This is a genomic window from Streptomyces sp. NBC_00075, assembly GCF_045041225.1.
In the GTDB taxonomy this organism is placed as follows: domain Bacteria; phylum Actinomycetota; class Actinomycetes; order Streptomycetales; family Streptomycetaceae; genus Streptomyces; species Streptomyces adonidis.
Map to the genome: position 1 here is coordinate 1 of NZ_CP108243.1, position 22,201 is coordinate 22,201.

Sequence of the window (22,201 nt, forward strand, 5' to 3'; positions counted from 1 at the left end):
GTTGATGGATCGTCACCCGTGACGATCGGCCGAATTGCTCCGCAATTGTCCAGGGAATTCCGCTCCGCGAATTCCACAAAAGCGCACCTGTTGGGTCCGGTGCGGTCTGGTGTGACGACTGGTCAAATGCTCTCGTATCCGCTTCCGTTGAAAACGTCTCATTTCCTCGGGGCGGATTTCCAAATCCCCTTTCTGAACTCTAATCTGCCTTTCCTTCAATTCCATCCGCTATTAAAATGATGACGCGCCATACGAGTCAGGCTCGTCGCGCCTTCCGGAAATCCGTGGCCGGAACCCCTTCGCATTGAGGATGGGATCCCGTGTCGAAAGAAGTGGACGTATCCACTACGGCGACCCCGGTTTCGCCGCACCCGAACACACCTCCGTCCACGCACTGCACCAGGCAGGCCTGCCGACTCAGCCGTCCAAGGTGCTCCGTCGAAGGAACCACCTGCCGGCGTCACCGCTGACGGGAGTGTAAATCTAACGGCGGATCCGACGATCATGGGAGAGACGTCAAGCTGGACGTTCTCCAGGCCACGGGCCCGCAGGCTGCGCAGGAACTTCGTCCAGAACGGCTTCGACTCGCTGTCGCCGACCATCACACCGAGGATCTCGCGGTGCCCGGTGGCGGAGATGCCGGTCGCGATGACCACGGTCTGCGAGGCGATCCGGTGATTCACGCGGGCCTTGCAGTAGGTGGCGTCCAGGAAGACGTAGGGGAAGACGGTGTGCTCCAGCGGCCGTTGCTTGAACGCGGTCAGTTCCTCGTCCAGCTCACCGCAGATCCTGGAGACCTCGGACTTGGAGATCCCGCTGTCCGCGCCGAGTGCTTTGACCAGGTCATCCACGCTGCGGGTGGAGACGCCGTGCACGTATGCCTCCATCACCACGGCGAACAAAGCCCGGTCGATCCGCCGCCGGCGTTCCAGCAGCGACGGGAAGAACGACCCGCTGCGCACCTTCGGGATCTTCAGGTCCAGGTCACCGGCCTGCGTGGTCAGCACGCCTCTCCCGGTGCCCATTGCGCCAGGTCGTGCGCGTCTCGGTGTGTTCACGCGGCCAGGCACCGATCACATCGGTGGCCTCGGCCTCGATCAGCTCCTGCAGAATGCGCTCGCACACCACCCTGATTGCTTCAACTCCGTCGGCCCGACGTAGTGACTCCAGCAGCCGCATCAGCTCAGACTGGGACAAGGCCATCACGTGCTCCTCAGGTCGAACTGCCCGTTCACCAAGGAGACTTGCGCGATGGCCTGCCCTTGTTTCAGGGAGCACGCCCCACCAGCAGACGCACGCCCCGGGCAGACACCCGCGCGTTCCGGGACCCTGCCCGGCTACACCACTTCATGAGACGCGATCCCTTGAAGCAGGGCAACTACTCGCAACACTGCGGGCAACCGCAAACAGGGGCTATGGACGCACGGCCAGGTCGATGTCCAACACGTCACCTGCCCGCAGACGACAGCTGGTGGCGGTCGATCCATTCGAACATCAACTCAAGCACCTGGGGCATCTTGGAAGCGGCGCAATGTCCGGTGTCCGGAAGCAAGTGGACTTCCGTGTCCCGACGGCCAACGAAGACAAGGGTGTCCTGCTGTGGAACATGGACATCACCGGCACCATTGATGACCAGCATCGGCACGTTCGCGTTCAGGTTGAGCAGCGGGCGCAGGTCGAACGGCGGCCAGATCCGGGCCAGTTGCACATCATTCGGTTCATGTTCGAACCCCAACGCATTGCCGACGCTGCCTTCCATGCCATACGCGAAGGTCCGATCCCGGGCGAATGCCGCTTCGATGGGACCGCCGATGACGATCGCCGCGTCGACGTCCCCCGCCAGGCCCGAGCAGGCCGAGAAGTGACCGCCCATCGATATGCCGAGATGCAGGACGCGCCCGTTGCCCAGCGCCCGTGCCTCGATGGCCAGGGCGCGCACCAGGTCAGCGCCGTCCTCCGAGTCCATGGGGCCGGCACATTCACCCGTGCCCGGAATGTCGAAGGCCAGCACGCCCATACCGGTTCGCAGGGCGACCGCCTCGAAGAGCCCGTGGAGATCCATTTTCCAGGTGTCCACTCCACCGCTGGCGAGCAGGACGGGGGCATCACCTGACCAGCCCGGCGGAGTGAGAAAGTGCGCGGGTACAGCGGTGACCCCTCGCCGCAGGGCAGCTGGACGGCCCGGCGCTGAAACCCGACCTTGAAACCTGGAGCGGCAAGCAGGTATTGCTTGAGCTGCCGCTCCAGCGCCGTGCGCTTGGCGTCGTCGGCCAGCGTGGGAAATTTCGCCCATCCGTAGGCCAGCGCCGCAAGCTGATGCTCACCAAGCTCCGCATATCCGGCGGCCAGTCGCGACCGCTCGTACACCCAGCCGCCCGGCTCGTCGAGCCACATGTCAGTGACCGTCGATCGGACGGTGTCGACGTCCGCGGAAGGCAAACCGTTGTTCACCATCTGCCAGTACCGCTCGACGAACAGGTCCTCGGGGGCGACCTTCCACCGGTAAGGCATGCGGAAACCTACTTCCCAAACAACACTGATACAGGACCTTTGCTTTGGATACCGCAGGGAGCACGCCGCTGGCCCAGTCGGGACAACGACGTCAAGCCTGCTGAACCGTCGGCCGGTCGGCGACCGAGACACACGGGTGAGGGGTGACCTCCTGACGGAGAAACACGCATGCGCCTGACCGGGAGCGGCCTGCTTCCCCCGCCTCGGCGATAGCGGGCCTCCGCCACGACACCCGGCGTCAGCAGGAAGTGCCTCCGATCCACCCATGACGAAGAGGCCATCGCCGCCGCGGACACGGGAGCGGAAGGGGTCAGCACGGTGAAGCAAGTAGGAGCCCGAGGTTGCGGCTCGGACGAAAGCTGCCGCTCTGTCACACAGGTCCTCCTCACCCCGGCCAAGGGCTGGTTCCACGCATCCGACCGGCTCACCGGTCCTCGACAGGGGGGCTCAGCTCTCAGCGCTGGTGATACATCCACTCCACATCACCAGACACTGTTGTCCCGCTTAGCAGAACTCAAGTTTCACATCAGAGGACATTGACAAACGCTTCCGGTATCGTCTGCGCCTGCGTCGACACCTCGCCGGCGGCTCTCCGCCGCGTTTGCCGCCGCCCCGGCCGTCCGGCCACCAGGCGCTGCCGCCCGTTATCTAAGCGCTGCCCTGCGGCTCGGGGTCGGCTTCCAGAGCGGCCGCCGACCGACCCACACCCGACCAGCACGTGAAGGTAGCGATGCGACTCTCGGCTCAGCCACCAAAGCACCACAGGTTCCCCGATCACACCGCCCAGTCGCCGCTGTCTCAAGCGCGTCGACGGGCAGTGCACCTGGACTTGGCCTACCTCGTACCCAACGCCCTGTGCTTCGGCACTGCGGTGACCCTGATCGCGCTCCCTGGCGATCTGCTCGCCACGCGACTGTTCAGCACCGACATGACTGCGGGCCTGTCGCTGTATCTGCTCCAGGCAGTGGCCCTGCTGGCAACGGCCCGCCGCTTCGACCATCGCTGTGCACGCCTGCTGGATCCGCTGCAGCACGCACCCGCCGAGGCGAACGCGACCGCCGTGCCCGTCCAGCAGATCGGAGGGTTCAGATGAATCACAGCAGCACCTTCCTCGCGGCGGCGGCCGATGATCCCTACGCCTTGGTCCTCAGCTCCTTCATGCTCTTCATGGTTCTCGCCCTCTTCGGCTCGGTCTTCGCGGGCCTGCGCGGAGACTCTCCGTCGGAGTTCTACATCGGTGACCGGCAGGGTTCGGCATTGAAGAACGGCCTGGCCTTGGCGGGATGCTATGTCTCCACATCTTTGCTGCTCAGCGTGACCGGTGTGGTGGCAACCGTCGGCTTCGACGGCATCACCGCCGCGACCAGCGTGCTTCTGTCGATGGGTGTCCTCCTTCTGCTGGCACGCCCTCTGCAGCTCAGCGGCTCCCTGACACTCGGCGACCTCTTCTCGCTCCGGGCGCCGGGCACCGCGCCTCGGGTGGCCGCCGCGGTGGCCACCCTCGCGGTCACCGCTCCGTACCTCGTGGCTCAGCTCATGGCCGCCGGAAACGTCACCGCGGCACTCCTCGGGTTTTCCGGCATCGAGGTGCAGCAGATGTGCACCCTGATCATCGGAGGCCTGGTGGTCACCTGCGGCATGCTCAGCGGCGCCAAGGGACTCACCGTGATACAGGTGATCGCCGCTGCTGTCACGCTCGCGGCCATGACCTTCGCGTCCCTGGCCGTGCTCCGCCTCTTCCACGGAGATGTCGGCTCCCTGCTCACCGCTGCCGACGCGCACAGCACCCGTCCCGGCCGGTATCTGAGTACCGGTGGCCTCTTCAACGTCGGACCGACACCACGTCTGGACATCGCCGCGGGCCAGGTCATGACCGTCCTCGGCGGCGTCTGCATGCCTCACGTCCTCAGCCGCGTCTCTGCGGCAAAGGACACCGCCACAGCACGCCGCTCCGTCCGGTACGCGACCGGTGTCGTCGCGCTCGTGTGTGTCACCGTGGTCATTCTGGGCATGGGAGCGTCGGCCCGAGTCGGTGCTGACACCATTCTCTCCGGACAGTCCAATGCGGACGACTCACTGATGCTCGTGGCCAGCAGTCTGGACGACCGGCTGGGAAGTGGCACTAGCCGTCTGCTTTTCACCGCGCTCGCCTGCGCGATCTTTCTCAGCGTGCTCGCCGTCGTGGGCGCCACCACGCTGGCAGCGGCCGCCGGCCTGGCCCGGGACACGTACCACCATCTCGTTCAGCGCAGGCAGTCCGACCCCACGCGTGAACTGATGGTGGCGCGCATAGCCGTCCTGCTCTTCGGTGTCCTCGGCATCCTGCTCGCCGTACTGGCGCAGGGACGCTCCGCCGCTTTCCTGGCTCAGCTCGCCACGGCAGTGGCCGCGTCGACCGTGGCCCCGGTTCTGCTCTACACGTTCTACTGGGACCGCTTCAACCGAACGGGCCTGCTGTGGGCCGTGTACGGCGGAATCATCCTGAGTGGCGGCCTGGCGGTGTTCTCGCCCTCCGCCTCAGGCAGCTCTCAGGCCTTCTTGCCGAACGCCGACTTCGCCTGGTTCGACCACAGCACCCCGGTTCTGGTCTCCGTCCCGGCCGCCTTCCTGCTGGGATGGGCGGGCAGCCTCGTGGGGCACCGTCGAGCCCACAGACACCCGGCAGAGGACGCATCGGTGACCAGCGCTGTCCTGCTCGTCGGGCGGACGGCCGCCACAGCGGTAGCAGCTGGGCGGCGACCCGAGCGAAGTGACTGAGCAGGGGCCTGGGTACATCAGGGTGACCCTCTTCGCCACCCACCTGCGGGCCGGCGCACAGTGGCAGGACCGGCGGCGATCAGCCGGAGACGCCGCTGGATCGCCCGTCCGAACGCCCCGCGGGGAGGACGAGGCGGAAGGTACATCCCCTGCCCGGCGCGGTGTCGAGTTCGAGGCGGCCACCGTGGCCTTCCGCGACCGCGGCGGCGATGGAGAGGCCCAGGCCACTACCACCGTGGGTGCGAGAGCGGGAAGGGCCAGCACGGTAGAAGCGCTCGAAGACGTGCTTGGCGTCCTGGGCCGTGAGCCCGGGCCCGTCGCCCGCCACTTCCACCACGCCGGCGGGCGTGCCGTCCGGCAAGGGCGGTGACGACCCCCGGGCGGTCGGTTCCGCAGGTGTCCACGCCCACCCGGGTCTCGCCCACCCTGACGTGGACCGCAGTGCCGGCCGGGGTGTGGACACGGGCGTTGGACAGCAGATTGTCGACGATCTGTCTCAGTCGATGGGGGTCGCCGACGGCCTCGACCACATCCAGTTCGCCGTTGCCCGCCGGGTCGGACAGGGGGCCCAGATCGACCGGATGGCTCGCTCCGTGCAGGGCGGCGGTCCGCACGGCGTCCGCCGCCAGGGAGAGCAGGTCCACCGGGTTTTTGTCGTACGACGGTTCCCTGTCCAGCTGGGCGAGAAGTTGGAGGTCGTCGACGAGGAGGCCCATCCGCTCCGCGTTCTGGGCGATCAACTGGTGGGCCTCGTTCTGCTCATGGGCCGACAGACGCTCCCGGCGGAGTGCGAGCTGTGCGTAGCCCTGGATGGCGGTGAGCGGAGTGCGCAGTTCGTGGCCGGCGTCGGCGACGAAACGCCGCATGCGCGCCTCGGATGCCTCCCGTTCACGGAGCGCCAACTGCAGCCTCTCCAGCATGGAGTTCAGCACCCGGCCGAGCCGGCCGATCTCGGTGCGCGCATCGATGTCGGGGAGTCGCAGATCCAGTTGCCCCGCTCCGATGCGCTCGGCGGTGTGCTCCATGCGAGTCAGTGGGAGCAGACCCAGTCGTACCACCCAGCGGCCCAGCGCGAGCAGGGCGGCAACGGTGACGACCAGCAACACCGCGTTCAGCCAGAGAATCTTGGACGTGGTGGCGTCGACGGTGTCCAGCGGCAGAGCCACGACGGCGTGCATGTCCTCCGGACCGGAACTCAGCAGAACTCTCCACCGGCTGTCGCCGCTGACGGAAGCGACCGTCCCTGGACGGCCGACGTGCAGACCGAGCTGCGCCACCGAATCCCCGATCCGTGGACCCGGCTTGCCGTCGGCACCGAGCGACATGACCATCCGCCGACCGGAGCCGTCGTAGAAGTAAACACGGAAGTCGGAGGGCAGGACGTCGGGACGGTCCCCGGGGTTGTTCTCCTTGAGAGCCTCGCAGTAAGCCGGTCCGGGTGGGTGGAAGTCCGCCAGTTGCTGGTCGACCCGGTCCAACAGCCATGAGCGCAGCACCACGAACCCGATGACCTGGGAGACGACGACGGCGACCGTCGCCAGCAGCGCCGCCGCCAGGATCAGGCGCCGCCGCAGGGACCCGGGGATTCGGGGCAGCAGCCGACTCACTGCTCCGCCGTCCCACCCGGCTCGCGTGGCAGCCGCAGGCAGTAGCCGATGCCGCGCACCGTGTGAATGAGTGGCGGCCCGAGGCGGTCGACCTTCTTGCGCACGTACCTCACGTAGGTCTCGACGATCCGGGCATCTCCGGCGAAGTCGTAGCTCCACACGTGATCGAGGATCTGAGCCCTGGTCAGGACCCTGCCCGGGTTGGCCAGCAGATAGGCGAGCAGCTCGAACTCGGTCGGCGGCAAAGGAACATAGTGCCCGGCGCGGTGCACCTCGTGAGCGCCCTCGTCGAGCTCGAGGTCGGCGTAGCGCAGCACGGTCTCCGCGATGAGCGGTTCCGAACCCTGGACGACCGTGCGGCGCAGGATGGCCTCGATGCGGAGCAGCACTTCGTCGATGTGGAACGGCTTCGTGACGTAGTCGTCGCCGCCGGAGCTGAGCCCCTTGATGCGGTCGTCGACGTCGATGCGGGCGGTGAGGAACAGCACGGGTACGTCGTTCCCGGCCGCCCGCAATCGTTGTGTGACCTCGAAGCCGTCCAGGTCGGGGAGCATCACGTCGAGCGGTACCAGGTGCGGCTCCCGTCGTTGGATCTCGACGAGGGCGGACTGGCCGTTCTCCGCGGCGCTCACCTCGTATCCGGTGAGCCGGAGGGTGGACTCCGACAGGGTGCGGATGCTGGGTTCGTCCTCGACCACGAGGAGCCTGTATCGCGCCCTGTCCGCGGGCTGCTCTGTCATCGTGCGGTGCGGTCCGTTCTGTTGCCGTTCACCGAGCGGCACAGTCGTAGAGCATCGAGGCGCCGAAGGGCGCCGCACTGCCCGTCTTCTGCTGAGACGTCTTGCTGCCTCCGTACACCGACGCCGCGACCTTGGTGCAGCTCTTGGAGATCCACTCCGAGCGGTCAGTGGCGTTCTCCTGCGACATGCCGGGCCTCGTCATCGCTCCACCGCCGGCGTTGTCCGATCCAACGACGTATCGCAGCTCACCGTTCCCGGTCCATTTCTTCAGCTGGTCGACCGAGGGCGCGTCGTCGGCGCCCATGAAGCCGCCCATGCCGATCACCGTCTCGTCACTGTTCAGGATGAACGCGTTGGTGGCCATGGCGCCGCCTGACACAGCGAGCTTGATCCGGGCCTTCGGTGAGTGCTTGACGGCGTAGTTGAGCATCTTGCGCTGGTCGGAGGTGAGTGCCGAGCCGCTGGAACCGCCGAATCCGCCGGACATCGCGCCAGGTCCACCGGGGAAGGCGGGCAGACCGCCGGAGGCCGAGCCTGAGCCACCGGACGCACCGGGCATGCCGCTGGGGAGGCCGCTCGGCATACCGCCCTGGTCACCACCGGGCATCCCCGACGGCATCCCCGACGGCATTCCCGACAACCCCCTGATTCCCAGACGAGCCCTGCCCAGGTATGCCGGACATTCCGAAGGCCGACAGCGAACTCCTCAGTCCCGCTGTCGGGTTGGCGCCGCCCATGAGATTCGACGAAGCCGACACGTTCGCCGCCCACGCCCCCGGTGCCACGAGCATGGACACCACCGCGGCAGCCGCCCCTGCCAGGAGCAGGTTCCCACCGCGCCGGGGCAGAAGGAGTGCGATCGCCGCGCAGCCGATCAGCAGCACGGGCCAGATCAGCCACCCGTTCCAGTCCGGCGTACGGCGGACGAGAACCATCGCCCAGCCGGCCGTCACCGCCACGGCCGCCGCGCCGACCCAGGGAGCCCACGTCACGCCGGCTCGGTGGACACGGATCAGGGTGGCCAGCATCCCGCCGCACAGGGCGGCGATCGCCGGGGCCAACTGGGTGGTGTAGTACGGGTGGAAGATGCCTTTCTGCGTGGAGAACACGGCCACGCACACGAACAGCCAGCTCCCCCACAGCAGCCAACCCGAGGCGGGCAGCACACCGGACTGGTCCAGTCGCCCGCGGCGGTACAGGACTGTGCACACCACCGCGAGCGCCAGGGCTACGGCGCAGGTCGGCAGCAGCCAGCTGATCTGTCCGCCGACCTGGGTGTTGAACATGCGGCCGAGACCCGCCTCGCCGCCGAATCCCCCACCCATACCGGCCATGGCCTGCGACGAGCCGTCGCTTCAGCCGAAGACCCGGCCTAGCCCGTTGTAGCCGACCACCAGGTCCCAGGCCGACCCATTCTCGCTGCCGCCGATGTAGGGCCGGCCCCCCGGCCAGAGCGCCACCATCACGACCCACCACAGTGAGGACACTGCCAGCACGGCGCCCGCGGTCAGCAACCTCCACACCCGTGCGGCCCATGCTCCCCCTCCCCCCCCACGAGCCAGGCGAGGGCGAACGCGGGGACGACCATCCAGGCCGCGAGCATCTTGGCGAGGAACCCGCACCCGATCAGGAACCCGCTCGCGCACAGCCACCAGGTCACCGCCCGGCCCTCGGCCTGCAAGGGCACGGGTGAGCGCGTACGCCGCCGACACCAGCAGCAGGACGAGCAAGGTGTCGGGATTGTTGTCCCGATTGATGGCCACGGTGATGGGGGTGAGGGTGAGCACCACGGCGGCCAGCAGTGCGGCCTGCTCCCCCGCCCAGCGGCGCACGGTGCGGTGCAGCACGAACACGCCGGCCACGCCCTCGATCACCTGCGGAAGGATCAATGCCCACCCGTGCAGCCCGAAGATCTTGCTGGTGATGACCTGGGGCCACAGCGCGGCGGGCGGCTTGTCGACCGTGACGACCCCGGCCGGGTCGTAGGAGCCGAAGAGGAAGTAGGTCCAGCTCTTCCCCATCGACTTCACGGCCGCGGAGTAGTAGCTGTTGCCCCAGCCCAACGAGCCGAGCGCCCAGCCGTACAGCACGGCTGCGACGAGCAGGATCGCGCCGAGAGCGGCCGGCGCCGCCCAGGCGGGCAGGGAGCGAGGAGGAGTTTGCGAGGGACCGCCAGACACCGGCGTGACGGACAGGGTCCGGTGGGACTCGTTCATGGACGGGATTCAGCTCTCGTCAGAAGTCTCGGTGGCGGGGCCTGGGTCAGGCGGTGGTCTTGCGGCGGAAGACAGCGAGCCGCAGCACGGCGAAACGGACGGCGGTGACCGCGACGGACGCGGCGGCCAGGACGGCGCTCTCGGCGGCCGCCGAGGCCCCGGGGTCGGTGTGCTTGAACCACAGCACCGCTCCGGAGGTGACCATGTAACCGAGTAGGAACAGGGCGCCCGCGCCCAGATGGGCCCGCGCGGGCCGGGTTCCGGCCTGCCGGAAGGTGAGACGGCGATGCGCCTCGGTGTTCAGCCCCGTCAGGATCAGCAGCGACACCAGGTTGGCGGCAGCGGGCTGCCACCAGCCGCGCAGCAGCCAGTACAGCAGCGCCTGCCCGATGGTGGAGGCGATGCCGATCGCGATGAAGCAGCCGATCTCCCACGACAGCACGCCCCGCCCCGTGGGCGGTGCGAGGACGGCGTCCGGGTGCTCGGCGGCCGGTGCGGGGCGGCGGGGCAGTTCGACGCGGGCGGCGCCGGAGGCCTTGAGCCGCGCCATCCGCCACAGGCCCTTGAGGTCATCGGTGGCCGTGCTCACCACGTCGACCCTGGTGTCGACGTCCTCCACCCAGTCGACCGGCACCTCGTGGACGCGCAGCCCGTTGTGCTCGGCGAGCAGCAGGAGTTCGGTGTCGAAGAACCACGCGTCGTCCCGGGTCACTTTCAGCAGAGGGCGCAGCACCTCCGTACGGGCGGCCTTGAATCCGCACCGGGCGTCGGTGAAACGCACCCCGTGGGTGAGCCGGATGATGCCGTTGTAGCAGCGGGAGACGAACTCGCGGCGCGGCCCGCGCACGGTACGCGCACCCGGCGCCAGCCGACTGCCGATCGCGATGTCGGAGTGCCCCGTGGCGAGCGGGGCGACGAGCGGCAGCAGCCCGTCGAGGCCGGCGGACAGGTCCACGTCCATGTAGACCACGATGTCCGCGTCACTGCACCCCCACACGCTGCACAGGGCAAGTCCACGGCCCCTTCCGGTCCAGGTGCACGGCGTCAACGCCAGGCAGTTCCTCCGCGAGGCGGCGGGCGACGGTGAGCGTGCCGTCTGTGCTGGCGTTGTCGGCGACGGTGACGCGCCAGGGGAACGGAAAGCCCTCGGTCAGCCGTGCATGCAGGGTACGCAGGCAGCCGGGCAGAGCGCGTTCCTCGTTGTAGACGGGCACGACGATCTCCACGCTCGCCGTCCCGGAGCCGGCGTAGGCGGGCCCACCAGGGGATTGGAAAGAGACGGTCCGGCCGGGGCTGTGCGTGAAAGCCGTGCTGGGGGGGCGAATGACATGGCTTCCTCAGGCGAGACGGGACATGGGGTGCGGCTCCATGGGTCTGATCGCGAACAGAGCCCGACTCTCACCCACTCCACTGGGAGACCCGGGAGAGGAAAGCGAGAACTGACAGAGAGTCAGGTATCGGTGGCCAGATCACAGCGCTACGGCACGCATTCGCAGCCCCGGTCGGCGCCGCCTCTGCCCCCTTGCTGTCCCACAGGCCCACGGCACGGCGCCCGACCGCCAGTGGCTGAATAGCTCTGGGCTGATCATCGGTCTGGAGATGTCACGTCAGGCCGGCGAACGGCAACTGGAGGCGGCAGCGGCCCCAGGACCACGCCAGTCCTTGTCTCGGTACGGATCAGACGGCCAAGGGGCGGCACCCACGAGGAATGGCGGCACGGTGAGCGTGCGCACACCCAGGAATTCCCTGCCGCCGCCGTTCCACCTCTCGGCCAACTCCCACGGATCTCCAGGTGAACGACCAGCAGCAGCTGCCACTCTCGGCTGTCACTCCCGTACCGCCTCGTCCATCCGGACGAAGGTGCCCTGCACGGCCTCGATGAATCCCGGCCCGTCAGGCGCCGTTCGGTATGGCCCGGTCCCCGGTCTTCGGAGGAGCGGCCTGGTCGTCCTGCTGAGTCTCCTGGCCCGTGTGGGCTACCCGGCCGCGGCCCGCACCCCGGTGCGCACGGCACGCCAGAAAGCTGCCGCACTGCTGCGCCGCCACGTGAAGCTCGTACTGCGTTCGGGTATCGCGGTCGGCATGGCGACGATGCTCCTCTGCCTGACGGCACAGGGATCCGCTCGGATCGAAATGAGCATGATGGGCAGCGAGATGGGAGGCATGACGGCCGGGCTCCACTCGGCGGTCCGCCTGTCCGGACTCACCGGATTCGTACCGGCCGCCTCTTGCGCGTACGGCGGCAGTCGCCTGCACGCGCTGCGCGCCTCACGCCGCGCCCCGGCCGGGCGCCCCCTGCGCTCAAGGCCGACCGCGTCCGGCGAACCGTAACCCTGTGAATTCCCCGGCAAACAGGCAGAACAAGTTCCCCGCAGACTTTCGGCTCCGCCACTCCGACCGCACCGGACAGGGACCGCGGCGCTCGGGAGGGAGGGTCAGGACTGCATGAAGCAACCCGTCGAACCGTACCGCCTCCAGACTCAAGCGCGCCGGATGATCTGCCGGGTCTCCAAACAATCGTGCGGGCGAGTCAGGCGAGTGCGGGCATGCGATGGCCGACGGGGAGCCGTAGCACCCCGCCGACCAGGGATCACCGATGACTCAGGCGCCGCGCACCGCGGCGTCGAGCTCGGCCGCGTCGGACCAGCTGCCGTGGAAGCCCATGGGGACCCGGTGGTTGAGCTTGATCCGGGCGATGGGCGTGCCGGTGAAGTCCTGGGCTTCCTGGACGATGACCTCGCTGCGGTCGGTGGTCGGGTCCCACCAGATCGACAGCAGCCAGCCGTCGTCCTCGGCCTGGGCACCGGGGCGGGGCACGAAGACGGGTTCGCCGGGGGAGGTCAGGACACCGTCGAGTGTCTGCATCGACGTCTCGCCCGTGACGTAGTCGTGCTTGGCCAGGCCGTCGGTGAACCAGTCGCCGACTCCGCGTGACGTCGAGTAGTAGCCGTACTGGTGGGACAGTCCGGTTCGCTGATCGTTGATCCGGGGGAATTCTCCTTGAATATCGGTGACCTCGCCGTCCTTGCTCCTCCCCGTGGCGAGGTCGAGTTCCCAGCGCCAGGGGGTGGTGACGACCTCCTTGAACCACCAGTTCCAGTCCCCGCCCGGCGGCGGTGACTCCAGGTCCTTCAGGGTGGGGCCGAACTGGCCGACACGGTGCCCGTCCACGATGATCTTCGTGCCGTCCTGGTAGGCGTTGAGGAAGTGGGTCACGGAGAAGGCGTCGGAAGCCTCCACCCACGTCACCTCGCCAGTCCTGCGATGCAGGACAGCCCAGCGGCATGTGTCCAGTTTTTCCGGCTCCCAGACCGTCGAAGGCCGACCGCTGAGTATGCGCTCGAGGCTGGCCGTCGCCGGGCCGACCGAGAAGATCGCATAGTCGGTGGTGACGGCATAGTCATGGGTGAAGGCGGGGAATCCCAGATCGACCGAGTGACGGTCGAGGATGTTCCCGTTGCGGTCGGCTCGATACCACGTGACCGCGCCGTCCATGTTGCCGAAGGTGAGGAAGTCGCCGTTCGTCGGATCGACCTTGTGGTGCGCGGTCACGGGACCGACGACTCCGCCGCGGAAGTTGTACTGCTCGCTGACCGTCTCCAGGGTGTCCGGCCGCAACTCGTGCGGAGGGAGGCCCTCGCAGAAGACCAGCAGACGGTTGTCGTAGATCTGCACGTGCGTGTTGGCGGGGTTTTTCGGGAACTTGTCGGGCGGCAGGGGGGTGTCCCTGCCGTTCATGAAACCGCCGTAGATCGACCGGCCCAGTTCCATCTCCTCCTTCAGGCCCGCGGTCTGCACGTAGCGGTTGCGGTAGGTCGCCCGGCCGTCACGCAGGAAGATGGCGTGGACCATGCCGTCGCCGTCGAACCAGTGGTACCTGCTCGGATTCTGCGGGCGGTAGAGCGGGCTGGGGCCGACCCGGAACAGGGCACCGCTCAGCCCGTCGGGGAGCCAGCCCTCGATCTCCAGGTCAAAGGCCTCACCCTCCTCGCGCCAGGGTGCGTACGGCCCGTTGAGAAACATGTTGCTGGGGTCCCACATGGACGCCTCCTCCTTGCCATGTACCTGAGCGTGTCCTGATAGTCAGGAATTAAATCTGCATTCTTAGGACACTATGGGGACCGTATAGCCGCACCAAGAAGAGGTCAAGTCGGACTTGAGTGCAGTCCGGACGCCAGGCGCAGTCAACCTGCCTGCAGGAAAAGGCGTCCCGGGCAACTCTGCTTGCCAGGCGAGCCTCCTTTCCCATACGGTCCCATGTGACAGGACTAGCGTCCTAACTTATGGAGTTCATATGTCTGAAGCCGCTGTCAGCCCTGCTTCGCCACTCACCGGCGGGACCCCGCCCCCGCCCAACCCGTTCGCCGGCCTGCGTGACGTCGTGTCCGTCAAGGACAAATTGACGCAGGAGTATCACGACGCAGTCGTCGAGAAGGTCTTCCGTCCGTCCTGGTTCCTGGTCGGAAACGTCAACGACCTTCCCAAGCCGGGGAGTTACTACGTCCTGGACGTGCCCACCCTCAACATCTCGGTGCTGGTCCAGCGGGGCCGGGACGGGGAGGTGCGTGCGTTCCACAACGTGTGCCGCCACCGCGGCAAGAAGGTGATCCCCACGGACTGCGGTTTCGCCGAGGGGACGTCGTCCGCGCACACCTGCTGGCTCCACGGCTGGTCGTACACCGGCGACGGGAAGCTGCGCTCGGTGCCGGACGAGAAGCAGTTCCGCTCCGTCGACAAGTCCCGCCTCGGGCTGGTGCCGATCCGCGTCGAGGTCCGGTCCGGCCTCATCTACGCCAACTTCAGCGACAACCCCGAGCCGCTCGACGACTGGCTGGGGGAGCTCGCCGAGGGCTTCGACGGCTACTACAGCGAGATGGAGAAGGTCAGCTGCTGGTCCATCGACGTCCGGGCCAACTGGAACATCGCCATGGACGCCTTCTCGGAGGGGTACCACACCGTCTTCCTGCATCGGCGCACCCAGCCGAAGCTGGCCGGCAAGAGCAACCCGATGCGGCACAAGCCCGTGGTCGACATGTACGACCGCCACATCCGCTCCAGCAACCCCTCCAACCCCGACTACGTCAGCCCACCCGTCGAGGGTGCCCTGTACGGCCTCGGGTACAAGCAGACACCGGCGGTCGAGACCGACTTCTCCATGCTGCCGCCGGCGGTGAACCGCACCCGCTACCACCCCTGGTTCTTCGACATCGTGTGGCAGTTCCCCAACGTGGCCGTCCTCAACGGTTCGCACTGGTACAGCACCGTCACCGTCTGGCCGATCGACCGCAACCACTCCCGCGTCGTCTTCGACGTCTATGGCCGCAAGGCCCGGCACGCCGGCGACCGCCTGGCCCAGGCGTACAGCCGGGCCCTGCAGTACACGGTGTCCCGGGAGGACCTGGCCGCCATGGAGGACGTGCAGCGCGGCCTCGAGTCGGGTGCCATCAGCGATCTGTACCTCTCCCTGCAGGAGTTCGCGCTCCAGCACCGCTACGGACTCGTCGACGAACTGATCGGAGCCAAGTGATGGAGCTCTCCGCAGAAGCCGGACTTCCCGAAGGATTTGCCGACCTGGAGCGCTTCCTGGAGCGGTGGCGCCTGCGCGACGCACAGGAGCGGATGGAGGCGATGGTCGCCGCCGACATCGAGGAGCTGCGTGACCTGTGCGCCACCATGCTCCCCCGTATCGAAGCGGTGGTGAACCATCTGAACGCCTTCCCCCTCGACGACATGCCCCCGCGGGAGCAGGCCCTCTTCGAGCTCGCCCTGACCTTCGCCGAGGTCACTCACCCGGTCGACCTCGGATGGGCCACACCAGAGGTCAGCGACCTGTATCCGCTGGACGGGATGAACCTGGTCGGGCCCGCACGCGCCTGGTGATCCGGATGAACCATCGACCTCGTACAGAGATGGATCGCTCCATGACTGACCCCTTCGCCAAGCTGACACACGTCGGCCCCGGCAGTCCGACCGGAGAGTTCTTCCGCCAGTTCTGGCTGCCGATAGCCCGGTCCTCCGAGTTCGAGGCCGATGGTGCCCCGATCCGCCTGATGGCGCTGGGCGAGCGCCTCGTCGGCTTCCGCGACAGCGGCGGCCGGATGGGCATCTTCGACCACCGCTGTCCGCACCGCTGCGCCTCCCTGTTCTTCGGCCGCAACGAGAACGGCGGGCTGCGGTGCTCCTACCACGGCTGGATGTTCGACGTGGAGGGCCGCGTCACCGACATTCCGAGCAGTGCGGGAGGACGCGTGCCCACCCGTGTGCGCGCCAAGGCCTACTCGGTGCAGGAACGCAACGGCCTCGTCTGGATCTACATGGGGTCGCGCGAGACCCCGCCGCCGCCGCCCGTGATCGGCGTGGTCGCCGGCGACGAGGAGCTGGAGATCCAGATGTGGCTGCGCGAGTGCAACTGGCTCCAGGGCATGGAGGGGGACATCGACGCGGCCCATCTCGCCTTCCTCCACCACGGCGGCCATGACCCCGAGGATGTCGGCGAGCACTTCGTCCTCAAGTGGGTCACCAGTGGCAGGGCCGTGGAGACCAAGGTCGTCAACACGGCCGGGGGAACCATGGAGGGCTCCCGCAGGCCGGACAGCTTCGCCCCCGACTACTGGCACTACACCCAGCAGCTGCTGCCGTCCTGGACCATCCCCGGCCAGAACCCCTTCGAGGTCGAAGAGCCCGTCGTGCGGTTCTGGCTGCCGATGGACGACACCCACTCCATGATCTTCCAGCTCAGCCGGCCTAGAGCGCTGGTGGACGGCAGGTCGGCGTTCCACGCCGGCGTCGCGGAGCTGCCGGGCGTCAAGGTCCGCATGGCAGACCTGCTCCAGCCCAACAACGACCAGGACTGGTACGGCAGGTGGCGGCTCACTCCCTCCGAGGAGAACAACTACTTCCTCGACCGGGACGCCCAGGCAAAGGGCAACTACACCGGAGTGCAAGGCATCCAGATCCAGGACAAGATGATCACTGAAAGCATGGGACCAGTCGTGGACCGAACCCACGAGCACCTGTCCGCCTCGGACTTGATGGTAAGCCGGACACGGCGGCGCCTCCTGAAGGCCGTCGACGCATACGCAACAACCGGGGACCTTCCGGCCACCCTGGACGACACCGAGCTCACCCGCGGCCTCATGGCCGGCGGCGGTCATGTCCCCGAGGGCACCGACTGGTTGCAGTACTACCGGGACGTGGCAGAGGCGGCGGGCGCCGATCCGAGGATCCTCGAGAGCGATCTCGTCGAGGCGACCGAGGGGGTAGGGGCATGACCGCGAAACAGTATCCCGTCCTTCCCTTCGCCGCCCGCGAACTGCGCTGGCAGCGCACGCGTGACTTCATGCGGGACAAGGACCTCGACTGTCTGCTCGTCTTCGGGCTCAAGGGCCGCGAACGGTACGAGGGTTACCTCGCGAACGAGGTCCTCGACGGCGTCGTCGTCTTCTTCGCCGAACGCGACCCCGTTCACCTCACCTGGACCCACCACCGCTACACGCGCCGCCTGGCCGCGAACATGCGAGATGTGCGCTTCTGGATCGACGATGTACGCGTCGGTCCGTTCGGCCGCGGGGTGGTCCAGGCACTCACCGAAGAGGGACTGACGTCCAGTCGTATCGGTGTGGTCGGCATGACCGGGAGCTCGGCGGGGGAAATGGAGGGCCTCATCACCCACATGATGTGGGACTACGTCCTCAACAACCTGCCCGAGGCCGAATTCGAGGACATGTCCCTCGACTTCGCCCAGACGATGCTGCCCAAGACGCCGCAGGAACTGGAACTGGTCCGCTTCGCCGCCCAGGCGGCCGAAGAAGCCTGCCAGACCATGCTGGAGATGATCCGGCCCGGTGTGCGCGAGGCCGAGATCTACGCGGCAGCCGTGGAGGTCCTCCACCGCAACTCGTGCACCACCACCTACCCCCACGTCATCATGAGTGTCGGCGCGGACGACCCGGGTTGGGCGCCCCCCTACTGGACCTACGCCGGCGGCGCCTCCCGGACAGTCCAGCCCGGCGACCTGGTCCAGGCCGAGATCATGTCCTGCTACGGCGGATTCGAGACACAGGTCCAGATGTCCGTCGCGGTCGAGCCGGTACCGAAGGTGCTGCACACGCTCCACGACGTCGCCCGTGACTGCTACGACGCCGGCCTCCGGGCCCTGCGTCCGGGAGCGGCCTTCCTCGACGTCGCCCGGGCCATGAGCGAGCCCCTCCTGAAGGCCGGCCACTACAACATGACCCCCCTGGTGCACAGTCTCACTCCCGCGGCCTTCGCTGGGCACATCGCGCTGAACGCCGAACAGATCCCCGGCCAGGACAGCCGCCGTGTCTTCCGTACCGTCGAACCGATCTCCGACCTGGAACTCGTCCCCGGCATGGCGTTCGCTTTCGAACCCAACGCCTGTACGGGACAGCACCGTGTCAACATCGGCGGCACCGTCGTCGTGGGCGAGAACGGACCGGACGAGCTCAACACCGTTCCCTGCCGCATGCACGTCGTGTCCTGACGGACCTCCGACCCCGTTCAGGCCGCGGTACTCGCTGATCTCACCGCCCCGTTCCTCACCTTCCTGACGGCTCCGGCCGCCCCTCACTCCAGGAGACACCGTGTCCGAGCAAAACCACCCGATGACAGTGGGCGGCAAGGACGTCCACACTGTCGATACCTTCGGGGTGCACAACCCTGCCACCGGACGGGTGTTCGCCCAGGCGCCCGACTGCTCACCGGCTCAGCTGGACGACGCGGTGCAAGCCGCCGCCGACGCCTTCCCGCTCTGGCGCGACGACATGGACGCTCGCCGCAGCGCGCTGCTGGCCGCGGCCGCACGCATCGAGGAGAGCGCCGAGGAGCTCGCCACCTTGCTCACACTGGAGCAGGGCAAGCCTCTGGCCGACGCCCATTTCGAGGTCATGGTGACCGCGATGACCCTGCGGGGCACGGCCGCCCTCGAGGTGCCCCGGGAGGTGATCCGGGACGACGACGAGGAGCGGATAGAGGTACTGCACCAGCCCGTGGGCGTGGTCGCGGCGATCACCCCGTGGAATGTCCCAGTGCTCCAGGCCGCGATGAAATTCGCGCCGGCCCTGCTGGCGGGCAACACCGTGGTACTGAAACCGTCTCCTTTCACGCCGCTCTCCTCGCTCGCACTCGGAGTCGTTCTGCGTGACGTGCTGCCGCCGGGCGTACTGAACGTCATCAGCGGCCGGGACCCGCTGGGTGCGCAGCTCGCCGAACACCCCCTGGTCCGCAAGGTGACGTTCACGGGTTCGGTCGCCACCGGAAAGCACGTGGCGGCGTCGGCTGCGCCCGACCTCAAGCGCATCACCCTGGAGCTGGGCGGCAACGACGCGGGCATCCTCCTCGACGACGTCGACCTCGACGCCATGGCCGACAAGCTGTTCTGGGGCGCGTTCGTCAACTGCGGGCAGATCTGCATGGCGCTGAAACGTCTCTACGTACCACGCGCCCGGTACACCGAGGTGGTCGACGCCCTGGCGGACCGGGCACGGTCGGTCCAAGTGGGTGACGGCATGCTCCCCGGCGTCCAGATGGGCCCGCTCGCCACCGCGCCGCAGTTCGCCAGGATCCAGGAGCTGGTGTCGGACGCGCTGGCCGGCGGTGCCACCGCGGCCGCCGGAGGCCGGCGCCTGGACGGTGACGGCTACTTCTTCGCGCCGACCATCCTGAGGGATCTCGAGGACGGCGTGCGCGTCGTCGACGAGGAACAGTTCGGGCCCGTTCTGCCGGTGATCCCGTACGACGACGTCGAAGAGGCGGTGGCCCGGGCCAACAGTACGCACTTCGGGCTCGACGGCTCGGTGTGGAGCGCGGACCCGGAGCGGGCCGCGGCGGTGGCGGCCCGGCTGGAATGCGGGACCTCCTGGGTCAACACGCACGGCATGCCGGCGCCGGGCGTGTCTTTCAGCGGGCACAAGTGGAGTGGCCTCGGCGTGGCCGGCGGACCGGCCGGCCTGCTGTCCTACACCGAGACCAAGGTGCTGCACGTCGTGCGCGGTTGATGAGCACCGGCGTCCGCGTGTTTGCCCGATGCCCATGAGCAGCCGGCGCCTGTCAATCCCCTCGAAGCGTGGAGCCCTTCCTCGGCCAGTCCCACGGTGGGTCCGGCCCAGTCCTCGTTCCCGTAGTCGATCCAGCTCTTGAACCCACACATGCCCTGTAGGTGACGGGTGGTGCAGACAGCCGCTTCCGAAAACCGTCTGACGCCCGGGCAGAACACAGGGCCCCAAGCGGCCGACCGCCCGTCACCGAAGGAGTGTCCCCATGTCCACCACACCTTCCTCCGCCACCCCTGCTCCGACGCGGTCCATACGCTCCGCGCCCAGCCGGGCCGCCGCCGCGGAATGGCTGATCGCGGGCACCGTGGCCGCGATCATCGCCGCCGCGCTGATCGCCCTGGTCTCCCGGGCGGCCGGAGCCTCCGACGACTTCGAGCCCCTCCAGCCCGGGCCATACGTCACCTTCACTGTCCTGGGCATCATCATCGGCGCAGTCGGATGGGCGGTGATCCGCCGGTGGTCGGCCCGGCCGCGCGCCCTGCTGTCCTGGCTGGTCCCCGCCGTCGTGGTCATCTCCTTCGTCCCCGACCTGCTGATGCTCGTCAGCGACTACATTCCGCACGCCGACGCCGCCGGGATCATCGGACTGGTGCTCATGCACGTCGCGGTCGCCGCGGTGGCCGTCGCCACCTACCACCGCGCCCTGCCCCTGTACGACACGCCCCGAAGCTGACTCACAGCCGCCCATCCATCACCCCACACACCACTTGACCTCTTCAGGGTGCGGCCATACGGTCCAACATAGTCCCAATTAACAGAATAATGTCCTGCTTATCAGGACGTTCACTGGTGGGGCGCGAAGGCCCCCGGCGGCGCTCTCTGCTCTTGCAATAACCCGCATGATTCAGCGCCGGCGAATCATGGCCGGCGCACTCCCGGCGTTCGGAAGAAAAACATCCGACCGCGAGATCCCCGCAACCGCGGCCCCGGTTCCGTCCCGGGCGCTGGTCCCTTCCTTCCGTTCCCCATCTGGAGGCCGGCATGCCGTCCGACACCGTCACACCCCCTGTTGGCCGCAGTCTGGTTCCACTCGGACTGTTTCTCCTGGCCGCACAGAGTTACCAGCTCGTCGCGTTCCCCAACTTCCTTGATTCCCTGCAGACCGAGCCCGGCTGGCACCTGTCACCGAGCACTGCGGGACTGATCGGGAGCACGGCATTTCTGGGCGTTCTGGCAGGCGTCCACGCCGCAGTGGCGCTGGCCCGGCGCCTCGGGCTCCGGCAGGCGACGCTCGCCGCACTCCTGTGGCTCACGCTCTGGTCCGGGGCTTGCGCACTCGCGACCGCCCCTTGGCAACTGGGACTCTTCAGCATGCTCGCCGGAATCGGCACAGGCGTCGCGTTTCCACTGACCCTGAGTCTCGTCAAGGACTCCGCCACCAGGAGCGGGGCCGCGCGCCAAAACGCCGCCCCCAAAGGCAGGCGCGCCCGCGCGGACGCGGCCACCCGCGCCAGGCGTTCACTCGCAATAGCTCCGCTAGGAATACCCATCGCGGGATTCGTCGCCCAGAACACGGCCGTCGCGCTGCCGGTCGAGAACGCGTGGCGCCTGATCACGGCCATGGGAGCGGGCCTGGGAATCATCGCCGTTGCCCTGTGCCTGTGGCTACTGCCGCACGGCACCGACGTGTCCGTCCTGGCCCCTGGCCAGGACGGACACCACGAGCCGGGCCGGCGGGTCATCGCGTGGACGGGCGCCCTCGTGATCGGAGCGAACCTGATCGCCTGGTCAGGCCTCACCGGACTCGCCTCCGTCGACCTGCGCTTCAACGCCGCGCTGAGCGCGGGCGCGGTTGTGGCGATCTTCGTCGTGGCGTGCACGGCGATCCATCGGAACGGGACGTCCACCTCCCGCTCGGAGACCGTCCGAGCCACCATGGCTTTCATCCTGCTCTACCCGCCGGTCACGGTACTGACCGCGGCTGTGGTGCTGAGCCTCCTCGCAGGCCAGCCCCTCTCCTTCGTCATGCCGCTGATCGGTGTGTGGATCGCCGACGGCTACCTTCGGTCGCTGACGCTCTGTGCGGCACCGCGTGTGCTCGATGGCCGTCCCCACCCCGCCCTTCAGGAGCGCGTCGGCACCATCGCGGACGCCGGGCACATCACCCCGCTGCCACCGCCGTTTCACCCGGGCCCGGCATGTGACGGCGAGTTCACGACACCTCCCCGCCCGAACCTGCCGTAGTTGATGGAGATGCCCCCGCCGTGCCGCGCGGCCGGAGCGAGACCCGCCTTGTGTGTTCAGCCCACGAGATCCGGCAGCACTGCGGACGCCCGACAGGATTCCGCCCAACGACC

20 protein-coding genes and 1 pseudogene are annotated in these 22,201 nt (G+C 67.9%); 10 read left to right on the top strand and 11 right to left on the bottom strand.

Annotated elements, in window-relative coordinates; translation table 11 throughout:
* Window positions 1-494: 494 nt before the first annotated feature.
* Window positions 495-1,203: pseudogene (locus OG787_RS00005) on the bottom strand (IS256 family transposase); the annotation flags it as partial.
* 244 nt (window positions 1,204-1,447) lie between these two features.
* Window positions 1,448-2,062 (bottom strand): alpha/beta hydrolase family protein, encoded by a 615-nt coding sequence (locus tag OG787_RS00010; RefSeq protein WP_405533848.1) that lies wholly within the window; start codon window positions 2,060-2,062, stop codon window positions 1,448-1,450.
* Between the two features lie 1,266 nt (window positions 2,063-3,328).
* On the opposite strand from OG787_RS00010, the gene OG787_RS00015 reads away from it, so the two are divergent.
* Window positions 3,329-3,604 (top strand): hypothetical protein, encoded by a 276-nt coding sequence (locus OG787_RS00015; protein ID WP_405533849.1) that lies wholly within the window; start codon window positions 3,329-3,331, stop codon window positions 3,602-3,604.
* Window positions 3,601-5,268, top strand: coding sequence for a sodium:solute symporter family transporter (locus OG787_RS00020; RefSeq protein WP_405533850.1), 1,668 nt, complete (start codon window positions 3,601-3,603; stop codon window positions 5,266-5,268). Before OG787_RS00015 ends, OG787_RS00020 begins: the two co-directional genes overlap by 4 nt.
* 79 nt (window positions 5,269-5,347) lie before the next feature.
* Here OG787_RS00020 and OG787_RS00025 read toward each other — a convergent pair whose 3' ends face one another.
* Genes OG787_RS00025 through OG787_RS00060 form a run of 8 tightly spaced genes read right to left on the bottom strand, consistent with a single transcriptional unit; the run spans window position 5,348 to window position 11,057 of the window.
* A complete protein-coding gene (locus OG787_RS00025; RefSeq protein WP_405533851.1) occupies window positions 5,348-5,605 on the bottom strand; it encodes an ATP-binding protein in 258 nt (85 codons plus the stop codon).
* Window positions 5,496-6,875: a sensor histidine kinase gene (locus OG787_RS00030; RefSeq protein WP_405533852.1), complete on the bottom strand. Its 1,380-nt coding sequence runs from the start codon at window positions 6,873-6,875 to the stop codon at window positions 5,496-5,498. The genes OG787_RS00025 and OG787_RS00030 overlap by 110 nt, the downstream gene beginning before the upstream one ends.
* Window positions 6,872-7,615 carry a response regulator transcription factor gene (locus OG787_RS00035; RefSeq protein ID WP_405533853.1) on the bottom strand — a complete coding sequence of 248 codons (744 nt, stop codon included), beginning with the start codon at window positions 7,613-7,615 and terminating at the stop codon, window positions 6,872-6,874. The genes OG787_RS00030 and OG787_RS00035 overlap by 4 nt, the downstream gene beginning before the upstream one ends.
* A gap of 28 nt (window positions 7,616-7,643) precedes the next feature.
* Window positions 7,644-8,222, bottom strand: coding sequence for a hypothetical protein (locus tag OG787_RS00040; protein WP_405533854.1), 579 nt, complete (start codon window positions 8,220-8,222; stop codon window positions 7,644-7,646).
* Window positions 8,209-8,940, bottom strand: coding sequence for a hypothetical protein (locus tag OG787_RS00045; RefSeq protein ID WP_405533855.1), 732 nt, complete (start codon window positions 8,938-8,940; stop codon window positions 8,209-8,211). The genes OG787_RS00040 and OG787_RS00045 overlap by 14 nt, the downstream gene beginning before the upstream one ends.
* Before the next feature lie 30 nt (window positions 8,941-8,970).
* The gene (locus tag OG787_RS00050; RefSeq protein WP_405533856.1) at window positions 8,971-9,831 is read right to left on the bottom strand and encodes an ArnT family glycosyltransferase; all 861 of its coding nucleotides are present in this window, start codon (window positions 9,829-9,831) and stop codon (window positions 8,971-8,973) included.
* A 46-nt stretch (window positions 9,832-9,877) separates the two neighbouring features.
* Window positions 9,878-10,792, bottom strand: coding sequence for a GtrA family protein (locus tag OG787_RS00055; RefSeq protein WP_405533857.1), 915 nt, complete (start codon window positions 10,790-10,792; stop codon window positions 9,878-9,880).
* 19 nt (window positions 10,793-10,811) lie between these two features.
* The gene (locus OG787_RS00060; protein ID WP_405533858.1) at window positions 10,812-11,057 is read right to left on the bottom strand and encodes a glycosyltransferase; all 246 of its coding nucleotides are present in this window, start codon (window positions 11,055-11,057) and stop codon (window positions 10,812-10,814) included.
* Window positions 11,058-11,802: 745 nt separating this feature from the next.
* Here OG787_RS00060 and OG787_RS00065 point away from each other — a divergent pair.
* Window positions 11,803-12,162 (top strand): hypothetical protein, encoded by a 360-nt coding sequence (locus OG787_RS00065; RefSeq protein ID WP_405533859.1) that lies wholly within the window; start codon window positions 11,803-11,805, stop codon window positions 12,160-12,162.
* Window positions 12,163-12,432: 270 nt separating this feature from the next.
* On the opposite strand, the gene OG787_RS00070 is transcribed toward OG787_RS00065, so the two are convergent.
* Complete coding sequence (locus tag OG787_RS00070) at window positions 12,433-13,872, bottom strand: carotenoid oxygenase family protein (RefSeq protein ID WP_405533860.1); 1,440 nt, start codon at window positions 13,870-13,872, stop codon at window positions 12,433-12,435.
* Window positions 13,873-14,125: 253 nt separating this feature from the next.
* On the opposite strand from OG787_RS00070, the gene OG787_RS00075 reads away from it, so the two are divergent.
* The 7 genes from OG787_RS00075 (at window position 14,126) to OG787_RS00105 (ending at window position 22,088) form a co-directional block, all read left to right on the top strand.
* Window positions 14,126-15,358, top strand: coding sequence for an aromatic ring-hydroxylating dioxygenase subunit alpha (locus OG787_RS00075; RefSeq protein ID WP_405533861.1), 1,233 nt, complete (start codon window positions 14,126-14,128; stop codon window positions 15,356-15,358).
* Window positions 15,358-15,711 carry a hypothetical protein gene (locus OG787_RS00080; protein ID WP_152772607.1) on the top strand — a complete coding sequence of 118 codons (354 nt, stop codon included), beginning with the start codon at window positions 15,358-15,360 and terminating at the stop codon, window positions 15,709-15,711. Before OG787_RS00075 ends, OG787_RS00080 begins: the two co-directional genes overlap by 1 nt.
* A 41-nt stretch (window positions 15,712-15,752) precedes the next feature.
* Window positions 15,753-17,102 carry a Rieske 2Fe-2S domain-containing protein gene (locus OG787_RS00085; RefSeq protein ID WP_405533862.1) on the top strand — a complete coding sequence of 450 codons (1,350 nt, stop codon included), beginning with the start codon at window positions 15,753-15,755 and terminating at the stop codon, window positions 17,100-17,102.
* Window positions 17,099-18,334, top strand: coding sequence for a M24 family metallopeptidase (locus tag OG787_RS00090; protein ID WP_405533863.1), 1,236 nt, complete (start codon window positions 17,099-17,101; stop codon window positions 18,332-18,334). Before OG787_RS00085 ends, OG787_RS00090 begins: the two co-directional genes overlap by 4 nt.
* A gap of 121 nt (window positions 18,335-18,455) precedes the next feature.
* Window positions 18,456-19,847, top strand: coding sequence for an aldehyde dehydrogenase family protein (locus OG787_RS00095; RefSeq protein WP_405540371.1), 1,392 nt, complete (start codon window positions 18,456-18,458; stop codon window positions 19,845-19,847).
* Window positions 19,848-20,109: 262 nt separating this feature from the next.
* A complete protein-coding gene (locus OG787_RS00100; protein WP_405533864.1) occupies window positions 20,110-20,577 on the top strand; it encodes a DUF6069 family protein in 468 nt (155 codons plus the stop codon).
* Between the two features lie 308 nt (window positions 20,578-20,885).
* Window positions 20,886-22,088: an MFS transporter gene (locus OG787_RS00105; protein WP_405533865.1), complete on the top strand. Its 1,203-nt coding sequence runs from the start codon at window positions 20,886-20,888 to the stop codon at window positions 22,086-22,088.
* Window positions 22,089-22,201 lie beyond the last annotated feature (113 nt).